We start from the raw sequence: 10,991 nt of genomic DNA on the forward strand, positions 1-10,991 counted from the left end.
CACTTTCCTCGATCTCATCGCCGACGAGGTGAGCGAGGTGATCGTCAACGGAACGAGCATCGACGTCGCCGACGCGTTCGTCGACAACCGCATCGAACTGAGGGGACTGCACGAGCGCAACACCGTTACGGTGAAGGCCACGTGCCGGTACTCGAATACCGGCGAGGGCCTGCACCGTTCGGTGGACCCCTCCGACGGCAATGTGTACCTGTACTCCCAGTTCGAAGTGCCGGACGCCCGACGCGTGTACGCCGTGTTCGACCAGCCCGATCTGAAGGCCGTGTTCGATTTCGAGGTGCTGGCGGCACGGTCCTGGATCGTGCTGAGCAACATGCCGGCGGCCTCCGTGACGGATGACGACACCGTCACCGAAGCCGGCACTCTGGGCGAGCACGAGCCTGAGACCTCGCGCCGCTGGGTGTTCGAATCCACGCCCACCATGAGCTCCTATCTGACCGCCATCTGCGCCGGCCCGTATGCCGAGTGGCATACCGAATACGCCAATGAGGACGGTCGTGTCGTCCCGATGGGCATGTTCTGCCGTCAGGCGCTCGCCGACGCGTTTTCGAAGGACGTCGGCTACCTGTTCGACGTGACCAAGAAGGGCTTCGCCTTCTACGCCAAAACGTGGGGCGTGCCGTATCCGTATGCCAAATACGACCAGATCTATGTGCCCGAGTACAACGCCGGCGCCATGGAGAACATCGGCATGGTCACCATCCGCGACCAGTATGTCTTCGATTCCAAGGTGACCGATGCGCTGGCCGAGCGCCGCGTGGTCACCGTGCTGCACGAGCTCGCCCACATGTGGTTCGGCGATCTGGTGACGATGAAGTGGTGGAATGATCTGTGGCTCAACGAATCCTTCGCCGAGTTCACCTCCACGCTCGCCACCGCCGAGGCCACCGAATGGCACGACGCCTGGGCCACGTTCTGCTCCGGCGAAAAAAGCTGGGCGCTGCGTCAGGACCAGTTGCCCACCACCCATCCGATCGTGGCGCCGATCAACGACCTCAACGACACCTACGTCAATTTCGACGGCATCACCTATGCCAAGGGCGCCTCGGTGCTCAAGCAGCTGGTGGCGTATGTGGGTCGCGAGAAGTTCTTCGAGGGCATCCACAACTATCTCGACAAGCATGCGTATGCCAACGCCACGCTGGCGGATCTGCTCGCCGAGCTCGAACGGACTTCCGGCCGCGATCTGAAGGCCTGGAGCGCCCAGTGGCTGGAAACCTCCGGCATCAACACCATCGCTCCGGAGCTTGAGCTGGATGAAAGCGACGCAACCATCGAATCCCTGAAACTCGTGCAAACCGCGTCCGCCGACCATCCGGTGCTGCGCCCGCATCGCCTGGCGCTGGGCTTCTATAACGAGGATCCCGACACCGGCAGGATCGTGCGCACCGACCGCATAGAACTGGATGTCGACGGTGCGGTGACCGAGGTACCGGAAGCCGCCGGCAAGCCGCGTCCGGCACTGCTGCTCATCAACGACGACGATCTGACCTACACGAAGATCCGGTTCGACGAGGACAGCCAGGAGTTCGCCGCCCGCAATCTGGGCCGTTTCGATGATGCGCTCGCCCGCGCCGTGATCTGGCTGGGGTTCTGGGACATGACCCGTGACGGCGAATTCCCGGCGGAGCGTTTCGTGGCCATGACCCTTGATCTTTTGGCTCACGAAACGGAGTCCACCACGTTCCGCTATGCGCTGGCCTGCATGTCGACCGCGGCCCATCATTATGTGGCGCCGTCGCGCCGCGATGTGACGCTGTCCACTGTGGCGACCAGGTTGTGGGAGCTGGCCGCACAGGCCGAACCGGGATCCGACCAGCAGTTCCAGCTCGTGACCGCGTATCTCGGCTATGGAACGGAGGAGGACGAGGTCTTCGCCCATCATGCCGAGGGCCTGCTGGATGGCTTCGTGCGCTTCAAGGGTTTGGACGTCGACAATAACTTCAGATGGACGATCATCCAGTCCCTGACCGGCACGAACAACATGGACGACGACCAGGTGGAGGAGGAACTCTCGAAGCGGGAAACCACCGAAAACCGGGAGTTCGCCCTGGGCGCCCGCGCCGCCCGCGCCACCGCCGAGGCCAAGAGCTGGGCATGGGATGAGGCCCTGCACAATGCGGAGCTGACCAACATGCAGCTGGAGGCCGTGGCCCGCGGCTTCGCCGCCACCCCGCGTCCGGATCTGGCCGAACCTTACGCCGAGCGGTATTTCCAGGCCATTGACTGGATCTGGAAGAACAAGACCTATCACATGGCGGAGGCCCTGCTCAACGGGCTGTATCCGATCTATGCGAACCCCGAGACGCTGACCTCGTTGGGCGATGCGTGGCTTGACGGCCATCAGGACACCGATCGCGCGCTGCGTCGCATGGTGATCGAGAACGTGGCCGGTTCGCGCCGCACCCTGAAGGTCCGCACATATAACGAGCGGTTCGCCTGATCGGCGCGTTGCCGTGGCTTCGCGGCCTCGGTGACTCCCATTCCCTGATAATGATGATGACGCCGTCCATCCCGCCGGATTGGGCGGCGTCATCGTATGGGAAATGAGGAAAAACATAGGGGGTTGCCGGCGATGGGCGTGGTTTTCGCCGGCCGGTGAGTACGATGGGGTTCGGTTATTGGAGGACGGCTGTGGTCGGTCCATGTGACGAGGAATGAGGTTTACCAATGCCCAATATGTTTGGCACTGATGGCGTGCGCGGTTTGGCGAATCGAGATTTGACGGCGCGATTGGCGCTTGACCTGGGTGATGCGGCGGTGCGCGTGCTTGGGGATTCCAATGTCAAGGGCGATCAGCCCGGCAGCCGGCGTCGCGCCCTGGTGGGACGCGATACGCGCGTGTCCGGCGATTTTCTGGCCGCGGCGCTGTCTGCGGGCATGTCGGCCGGCGGCTTTGACGTGATTGACGCCGGCATCATCCCGACCCCGGGCGTCGCCTATCTGACCTCGGTGCTCAATGTGGAGATGGGCGCCGTGATCTCTGCCTCCCACAATCCCATGCCGGACAACGGCATCAAGTTTTTTGCGCGCGGTGGATTCAAACTGCCGGACGCCAAGGAAGACGAGATCGAAGCGGTGCTGGGCAAGGACTGGCAGCGTCCGACCGGCGCCGGCGTGGGACGTGTCAGCCACGACACTGTCACCGCCACCAACCTGTATATCGACCATTTGGTGAGCACCATCGCCCCGCTGGGCGTCGACAAGGTGCAGCCCACGCCGCTGAAGGGTCTGAAGATCGTGGCCGACTGCGCCAATGGCGCCACGTCGGTGGTGGCTCCGGAGGCATTGCGTCGGGCCGGCGCCGACGTGATTGTTATCAACGCGTCCCCGGATGGCTACAACATCAACAAGCATGCCGGTTCCACGCATCCCGAGCAGCTGCAGGCCATGGTGAAGGCGTCGGATGCCGTGATGGGCGTGGCCTTCGACGGCGATGCGGATCGATGCCTCGCCGTGGACGAGGACGGCACTCTGGTGAACGGCGACCAGATCATGGGCATTCTGGCCCGTGCCAAGAAGCGCGAGGGCAAGCTGAACCACGACACGTTGGTGGTGACCGTGATGAGCAACCTCGGGCTCAAGCTGGCTCTGAAAGACATGGGCATTGCCACGGTTCAGACCAATGTGGGCGACCGTTATGTGCTGGAGGAGATGCTGCGGGGTGGTTATTCACTGGGCGGCGAGCAGTCCGGGCATGTGATCAACCGCGAATTCGCCACCACCGGCGACGGCACGCTGACGGCGCTGACATTGGCCAACGAGGTGATGAAGTCCGGCAAGAGCCTCAAGGAGCTGGCGGCCGATTTCCCGCAGCTGCCGCAGCAGCTGGTGAACGTGCCGAACGTCGACAAGATGGCCGCGACGACGAACGCCGCGGTGCAGTCCGCCGTGAAGCGCGAGGAGAAGCTGCTGGGCGATACCGGCCGCGTCCTGCTGCGTCCGTCCGGCACCGAGCCGCTGGTCCGCGTGATGGCCGAGGCCTCCACCCAGGAGCAGGCCGACGAGGTGTGCTCCCGTCTGGCCCAGGTGGTGGCCGACGAGCTGGCCATCTAACGCTTCGTCTGGCGTCGGATCTTCCGGTATGCTGGGGTTCCGGTATGCATGCCGGAAGATCCTGTGTCCGGTTGTCGTAAGCGAAGCGGAGTCAATGCATCATGTTTGGTAAAAACGCCAAAATCAACATCGCCTATAACAATTACATCGAGCAGCTGCTCAAGGAGGGCGGCAAGGAGAAGATCCTGCCGATCGTGCAGGCCGGTGAGCCGGTGCTGCGTCGGACCTGCATCCCGTACCGGGGGCAGTTGCGCAAGGGCACGTTGAACAAGCTCATCGACGTGATGCATACCACGATGCTCGAAGCGCCGGGCGTCGGTCTGGCCGGCCCCCAGATCGGCCTGAATCTTGCGATCGCCGTGGTCGAGGACCATGTGCGCGACGACGAGGACGATCCGCGCGAGATCGCGGAGTTCCCCTTCCATGTGATTCTCAACCCCGCATACGAGCCGGTTGGGGACGAAACCCGCAGTTTCTTTGAGGGATGTCTGAGCTTCTCGGGATATCAGGCGGTGCGTCGCCGCTGGCTGGACATCACGGCCGAATGGGATGACGAGCATGGCCAGCATCATAAGGAGCGGCTGCACGGATGGCCAGCCCGCATCTTCCAGCATGAAACCGACCATTTAAGCGGCGAATTGTATATTGATCGCGCCGAGATCCGCTCACTGACCACCGACGAGAACCTTGAGGATTTCTGGTGCGAGGATCCGGTGCCCGCGGCGGCAGCCTCCGAACTGGGGTTTTCGCTATGAAGCGTGGAGCTCGATTCGGCGGGAACCGGTGCGCTGCCGCTTGTGACGAGGCGTGATAAGCTGTCGAATCATGATCAACCTGCGATCCCATACCACGCGACTCGGCGTGCTCGACATTGGCTCCAACACCGTGCATATGCTCATTGTGGACGCCGCTCCCGGTGCTCGACCCGAGCCCGAGGCGTCCACCAAAACCACGGTCCGTTTGATGAAGTACCTCAAGGACGATGGCAGCATCAAGAAATCCGGCGTGGAGGCGATTCTCGATGCAGTGGATCAGTGCATGAAGCTTGCCGAGGAATACGACATCACGCAGCTGCTGGCCATGGCCACATCCGCGCTGCGCGAGGCGCCGAACGGCAACAAGATCCTGCACAAGATCGAGGAGCATATCGGCCAGGGCGTCACGGTGCTCTCCGGCACCGACGAGGCCCGCCTGACCTTCCTTGCGGCTCGTCGGTGGTACGGCTGGGATGCCGGGCGCCTGCTGGTGCTGGACATCGGCGGCGGTTCCCTCGAGGTGGCCATGGGGTCCGACGAGGAGCCGACGGTGGCGCTGTCGGCGGCGGCGGGCGCCGGGCGCGTTACGTCGAAGTTCCTGCCCGAGGGCACCGCCACGGTCGACGAGCTGGAGGATGTGCGCCAGCACGTGCGCAAGATCCTCGAGCCGATGGTCAAGGCGTTCCCCAAGTCCAAGATGCCGAACCATGCGGTCGGTACTTCGAAGACCTTCCGTTCGCTGGCCCGCCTGTGCGGCGCGGTGATGCGCTCGCCGGGCCGCGAGGATTCGTGGATCATGACCCGTGAGCAGCTTGAGGATTGGATTCCGCGTCTGGCCGCCATCGAGCCGGAGCAGCGCGTGGCGCTTCCGGGCATCACGCCCGAACGGACCATGCAGATTGTGGGCGGCGGCATTGTGGCCGACGAGATCATGAAGGCGCTTAATGTGCAGGAGGTGGAGATCTGCCCGTGGGCGTTGCGTGAAGGCGCAATTCTGCGTTGGCTTGACCAGTTCGGCCGCACACGTCTGGGCTTCTGATGGTCGGCCGCATCGGGTGATCGGCTCAGTCGATTGCCGCTGGATTTGCGAATGGGGTTCTCGCCGTCCAGGGCGAGAATCCCATTCAATTGCGCGTTGTGGTATGCGTGCGCGGATGCCGTTCTGATCAGGCGTTTCGGCCGTAGGCCTCCAGCTGTACCAGTGCGGCCCATGGCGACGGATCGTCGGATTTGACGAGCTTGCCCACCTTCACCCAGGTGACGCCGTTAGCCTCGCCGGCATCGAGGCTGAAGCGGTGAGGCTGATCGGATTTCTCCATATGGACGGTTTTGGAGGTGCCGTCGGAGAAGCTGATCGTCACCTGCGTCCACCAGTTGTCGTGGGGGAAGTCGGAGCGGGTGACCAATACGATCTCGTCGAGATCGACGGGACGGCCGAATTCCACGGTGATTTCGGCGTCGTCGCGGTTGTCGTTGCCCCAGGTGGCGTACGGCCATTCACCGTGCAGGGTATTGGCGGTGATGCCGTCGATGACGTTGCGGGCGAAGAACACCGGTTCCATGCGGGTTTCGGCATTGGCGCGCGCGTGCGGGAACACGTCGGGCTCGTCGTGCTGGTCGATGGGGTTCAGCGCGAGGTTGCGCGTGGCGCCGATCTCATCGGCGGTGGCGGCTCTCAGCGAGGTCAGATGCAGGTTGCCGGTGAAGGATTTCGGATTGTACGGCACTTTCGCGGCGCCAAAGGGGACCGTGAAGGTGAATGCCTCACCGGTCAGATAGACCAGGCTTTCGTCGATCGCGTCGTCGACGCGGACCATGTAGTAGCCGGGGGTCGGGACCGTGAAACGAATGCGATCGCCCGGCGTGTAGTTCCCGCGGTATACCAGTGTCGCGCGTTCGGCGGCTTCAGTGGAGTCCAGCTCCTTGCCGGAGCCGTTCTCCACGCTGATCTTCAACGTCATTGTCGATTCCTTTCTTGGACGAACGGGTGTGGTCCCGTTCACGGACGGTTCCATCATAGAAGAAGCTTCGTTCCATGAGGGGATGTCGTCTGAAAAGTAGCCGGGGATGTCGCCGGGGAATTATCATTGGCGGTGGCGTCGGTTGTGCGGTGCGCACCGGCGGTGTATCGGAGAGTCGAACCATATCGGCTGGCATGGAAGACAAGGAGCGGTGATGGCGACGGAGGACGAACGGAGTGCCCGCCCGGGCGGCGGCGAACTGGCCGGAGTGACGATCAGACGTGCCGGGGACGGGGACATTCCCCAGATCGACCGGCTGTTGCGCCAGGTGCTTGAGGTGCATCACGCCGGCCGTCCGGATCTGTTCAGGGGTGGGGTGAAGAAGTACACGGATGGCGAATTGGAGGGCATCCTCTCCAGCGACGACACCCCTGTGTTCGTGGCGGTCCGCCCGCGCGGCGCCGAAGACGGCGTCGGGGAGACGGGCGCGGATCAGGTGCTGGGCTACGCCTTCTGCGTGTTCCAGCGGCATCCCGACAGCCACATCCTCACCGATGTCACCACCTTGTACATCGATGATCTATGCGTCGACGAGCGCTCGCGCGGCATGCACGTCGGCAGTGCGCTGTACCGCTTTGTCGTGGACTATGCGCGCGGGTGCGGTTGCCATAACGTCACCCTCAACGTGTGGTCCTGCAATCCTTCCGCCATGGCCTTCTATGAGCGTATGGGGCTCAAGCCCTATCGCATCGGCATGGAGCGGGTGCTGGAGTCGTAAGGTCGAGCGGGTGTCGACGCGCCTGGTGATCGTGTACAATAGGGCGTCGTTGCCCCGGTAGCTCAGGGGATAGAGCACCGCTCTCCTAAAGCGGGTGTCGTGCGTTCGAATCGCATCCGGGGCACTTGATGACAGCTGGCCGACCAGGTATGCGGCCATGGATTCGTGGCCGCCGTCGTTGCGGCGGATAGGTGATTGGCGATGCGTGTGATGCGCAGGATATTGGGGATTGCTGGCGTATTGCTGACGATGGCGTGCGTCGCGGCCGTTGTCGCGAGACTTGCGCCGTCCGATGTGTCCGCCATGCCGTATCTGCCGATTGCAGTGTCCGTCATGCCGTGGTTCGTGGTGGTGTCGGCGCTTGCGACGGTGCTGACATTGGCGGGTCGGCGGTGGCTGTCGGCGTTGGTCGCCCTGCTGTGCCTGGTGGTTCAGGTGTGGTGGCAGCTGCCGTTCTATCGGGATGGTGATTCGCTGCCCGCGGATGCCACGCGTGCGATCGCCACGGCGCATCCCAATCCCATTGACGGCTACGCCCGGGTGATGACTCTGAATGTCTATAAGGGGGCGGCCGATCCCGAGGCCATCGTCGACACCGTGAGTCGGGAACGCGTCGAGGTGCTGGCGCTGCAGGAGACCACCGATGACTTCGTCGGCAGGCTGGAGTCGGCCGGCATTGGCAGGTATCTGCCGTACAGCACCGTTTCGTCGTCGGATGGGGTGTACGGCAACGGGTTGTGGTCGGTGACCTCGCTGCAGGATCCGGTGGAGGACGAGGTTGGCTCCAGTGCGTCGTTCATGCCGGGCGCCACGGTTGCCTTCGACGATGGCGCGACCCCGGTTCGGTTCGTGTCGGTGCATACCACGTCGCCGGTGCCTGGGTATTGGCGGCAGTGGAAGCGTTCGCTCGACGAGTTGGGCATGATGCGCTCGCATGATGGATATCGCTACGTGTTCATGGGTGATTTCAACGCCACGTACGATCATGCGCCGTTCCGCGATTTTCTCGGATCGCGCTTTCGCGACGCGGCTCGGCTGTCCGCGCGAGGATTGACGTTCACGTGGCCGGCCAATCGTTCCGGTGTGCCGCGATTCGCCGCCATCGACCATATTGTGGTGGATCAGGGGATGCGTGCGGGCAGGGTGTCGGTGGTGCCGATCGCAGGTTCGGATCATGCGGCGCTGCTGGCGACGATCGCGGTGTCGTAGGGTATTTCGTTGGCCCGTGCACGGAGGCCGCGATCGCCCGTTATGCTGTGGGTGAAATCGACGTCTGGTCGGTTGGGTGCGGACTAATACGGGAGGTGTCAAGAGGCTCGAGAGGTTCGAGGCCTCGAGAAGTGATTGGAGTTCTCATGGACGAGAAGCAGCTGGTTAACGAGCTGAATAAGGCGCAGACAGTCAATGACGTGCTGGCGATTGCCGAGCAGGCGGGCAAGCCGCTGACGTATGAGCAGGCGGACAAGGTGTTCGGTCATGTGCTGCAGAGCAAGTCCGACACCGCCCAGCTGGATGGCAATACGCTGCCGGCGTTCGCCAAGGAGTACTTCGGTATCTGATCGCGGCGAATCGATACCGCTTCACTACCCAACGGGTCCGATGGAATGCACCATCGGACCCGTTGGTATTTTTTGGGGAGGGAGGCAGGGACGTCGGGGGAGTCGGGGACGCCTACTGAAGATTGTCCTGCGTCCCGGCGGTCGCCTGATTGGCCTGCTGTTCCGCCTGCGCTGCGTCAAGCTTGGCGCGCACCTCGTCAAGGAGGCTTTGCGCGCGCTTGGCGAGTGCCTCGCCGAGTTCCCACTGGCGCATTGACTGGTCAAGGTCGAGTCCGCCGGTTTCCAGCGACTGCACGGCTTTGATGAGCTCGTCGCGGGCCTGCTCGTATGGCATGCTGGCGATGGTCTCGCGTTCCTTGTCCGTCAGGCTGGATGCCGTGGAGGCCGTTGCCTGGGTGTCGGTCGTTTCGGTCATTGATGGTCCTTTCATGAGATTGGTTTCGACGTTGCTGATGCGCCTGGCTGGGGGCTGTTGCCTCGATGGTCGCCGGCGGGGGGCTGGCTATCGTCCGTCCGCCGTGGCGGTGAGCCGTCCATGGCGCAGGGTCAGGGTGAGGCGGTCGCCCCCGCGGACGTCCTCGGCGTTGGTGAGCACATGTCCGTCGACGTTCTGCACCACGGCGTAACCGCGGTCGAGTGTGGATTGCGGGCTCAAGGCGGTCAGGGAGGCGTGGCGTTTCTCGATGGTCATCGTTTCGTAGTCGACGATGCGGCGCAATGCGATGTCCATGCGCTGGCGTGCGTCGTCGATGCCGCGCTGATGCGGTTCGAGCATGGTCAGCGGCTTGGTCAGGCTCGGACGGTTCGCATAGCCTTCGATCAGCCGCCGCTCATTCGAGATCCGCGCGTCGATGCGCATGCGTATCTGCTGGCGTGCCGAATCGATGAGCTGCAGCTGCTCGAAGACGTCCGGCACCACGCGTTTGGCCGCGTCGGTGGGGGTGGAGGCGCGCAAGTCGGCCGCCAGGTCGATCAGCGTCCAATCGTCCTCGTGGCCGATGGCGGTGACGATCGGGGTTTTGCAGGCTGCGGTGGCCCGTACCACGCCCTCGTCGGAGAAGCCCATCAGGTCTTCGAAACTGCCGCCGCCTCGCGCCACGATGATCACGTCGACATCCGGATTCGCATCCAGCGAGCGGATCGCGGCGATCACATCGCCGGGGCACTGTTCGCCCTGCACGTGGACGTGGACGACATTGAAGCGGGTGACGGGCCAGCGCAGGCGGACGTTGGTGATCACATCGCCTTCCGCGCGCGCCTGGGGGGCGCACACCAGGCCGATGCAGTGGGGGAATTCCGGCAGCGGTATCTTGTTCTCCGCGTCGAAGAGCCCCTCGCCCTTGAGTTGCTTGCGCAGCGCCTCGATCTGGGCTTTGAGGCTGCCGCCCGCACCCACGCGCACAATCGCGTCGCCGCGCAGCGACAGGGAGGTGCGTTTCATCCAGAGATTCGGCCTGCCGTGGATGGTCACGCGGTCGCCTTGTGCGAATCCCGCGGCGTCGGCGGCGAAACGTCCGAAGCCGTTGACCTCCATGGCCACGTCCTCCACGTCGTCTCGCAGCGTGATGTAGACGGAACCCGCCCTGCGGGAATTGATCTGCGTGATCTGTCCGGTGACCCATACGCTCGGCCACTTCTCCACGGCGGTGTAGAACTTGCGGCTCAGGAGCGCCACGGGCCACGGTTTCTCCACTGTGGTGTCGCGGGCGAATCGCGGCGGTTCGGCGACCGCGTCCGGCGTATTGGCGTTCGGCGTTCCCAAGGGCATGGTGTGAGTCATGCCCCTTACTTTCGTCCCCTCGTGCGACATATGGCAGCCCCGTGCGTGGGGCCGGGGGGGTGCCGTACGCACGCGGGACGCACG

Annotated in this window: 10 protein-coding genes and 1 tRNA gene; 8 read left to right on the top strand and 3 right to left on the bottom strand. The window is 63.6% G+C overall.

Features of this window, described 5'->3' with window-relative positions:
* From pepN to B2994_RS03705, 4 genes are all read left to right on the top strand, one after another.
* A partial coding sequence (gene pepN, locus B2994_RS03690) for an aminopeptidase N (RefSeq protein WP_291527035.1) occupies positions 1 to 2,461 on the top strand: 2,461 nt, incomplete at its 5' end.
* A 227-nt stretch (positions 2,462 to 2,688) separates the two neighbouring features.
* Complete coding sequence (gene glmM, locus B2994_RS03695) at positions 2,689 to 4,074, top strand: phosphoglucosamine mutase (protein WP_291527036.1); 1,386 nt, start codon at positions 2,689 to 2,691, stop codon at positions 4,072 to 4,074.
* Between the two features lie 101 nt (positions 4,075 to 4,175).
* On the top strand, positions 4,176 to 4,829 hold the full coding sequence (locus B2994_RS03700; protein WP_291527037.1) for a peptide deformylase: 654 nt from the start codon (positions 4,176 to 4,178) through the stop codon (positions 4,827 to 4,829).
* Positions 4,830 to 4,899: 70 nt separating this feature from the next.
* Positions 4,900 to 5,868, top strand: coding sequence for a Ppx/GppA phosphatase family protein (locus B2994_RS03705; protein ID WP_291527038.1), 969 nt, complete (start codon positions 4,900 to 4,902; stop codon positions 5,866 to 5,868).
* Positions 5,869 to 5,995: 127 nt separating this feature from the next.
* On the opposite strand, the gene B2994_RS03710 is transcribed toward B2994_RS03705, so the two are convergent.
* On the bottom strand, positions 5,996 to 6,790 hold the full coding sequence (locus B2994_RS03710) for a hypothetical protein (protein ID WP_291527039.1): 795 nt from the start codon (positions 6,788 to 6,790) through the stop codon (positions 5,996 to 5,998).
* 259 nt (positions 6,791 to 7,049) lie between these two features.
* On the opposite strand from B2994_RS03710, the gene B2994_RS03715 reads away from it, so the two are divergent.
* The 4 genes from B2994_RS03715 (at position 7,050) to B2994_RS03730 (ending at position 9,127) form a co-directional block, all read left to right on the top strand.
* Positions 7,050 to 7,568, top strand: a complete 519-nt coding sequence (locus tag B2994_RS03715) for a GNAT family N-acetyltransferase (protein ID WP_349675656.1) — start codon at positions 7,050 to 7,052, stop codon at positions 7,566 to 7,568.
* A 51-nt stretch (positions 7,569 to 7,619) separates the two neighbouring features.
* Positions 7,620 to 7,692 (top strand) — tRNA-Arg (locus tag B2994_RS03720).
* Positions 7,693 to 7,817: 125 nt separating this feature from the next.
* Positions 7,818 to 8,777, top strand: a complete 960-nt coding sequence (locus B2994_RS03725) for an endonuclease/exonuclease/phosphatase family protein (RefSeq protein WP_291527041.1) — start codon at positions 7,818 to 7,820, stop codon at positions 8,775 to 8,777.
* 146 nt (positions 8,778 to 8,923) lie between these two features.
* Complete coding sequence (locus tag B2994_RS03730) at positions 8,924 to 9,127, top strand: hypothetical protein (RefSeq protein WP_291527042.1); 204 nt, start codon at positions 8,924 to 8,926, stop codon at positions 9,125 to 9,127.
* Between the two features lie 112 nt (positions 9,128 to 9,239).
* Here B2994_RS03730 and B2994_RS03735 read toward each other — a convergent pair whose 3' ends face one another.
* Both B2994_RS03735 and xseA read right to left on the bottom strand, forming a co-directional pair.
* Positions 9,240 to 9,542 (bottom strand): exodeoxyribonuclease VII small subunit, encoded by a 303-nt coding sequence (locus B2994_RS03735; RefSeq protein ID WP_291527043.1) that lies wholly within the window; start codon positions 9,540 to 9,542, stop codon positions 9,240 to 9,242.
* 87 nt (positions 9,543 to 9,629) lie between these two features.
* On the bottom strand, positions 9,630 to 10,895 hold the full coding sequence (gene xseA / locus B2994_RS03740; RefSeq protein ID WP_291527050.1) for an exodeoxyribonuclease VII large subunit: 1,266 nt from the start codon (positions 10,893 to 10,895) through the stop codon (positions 9,630 to 9,632).
* Positions 10,896 to 10,991: the final 96 nt, after the last annotated feature.

Origin of the sequence: Bifidobacterium sp. UBA744 (assembly GCA_002298605.1) — a bacterium.
Lineage (GTDB): Bacteria > Actinomycetota > Actinomycetes > Actinomycetales > Bifidobacteriaceae > Bifidobacterium.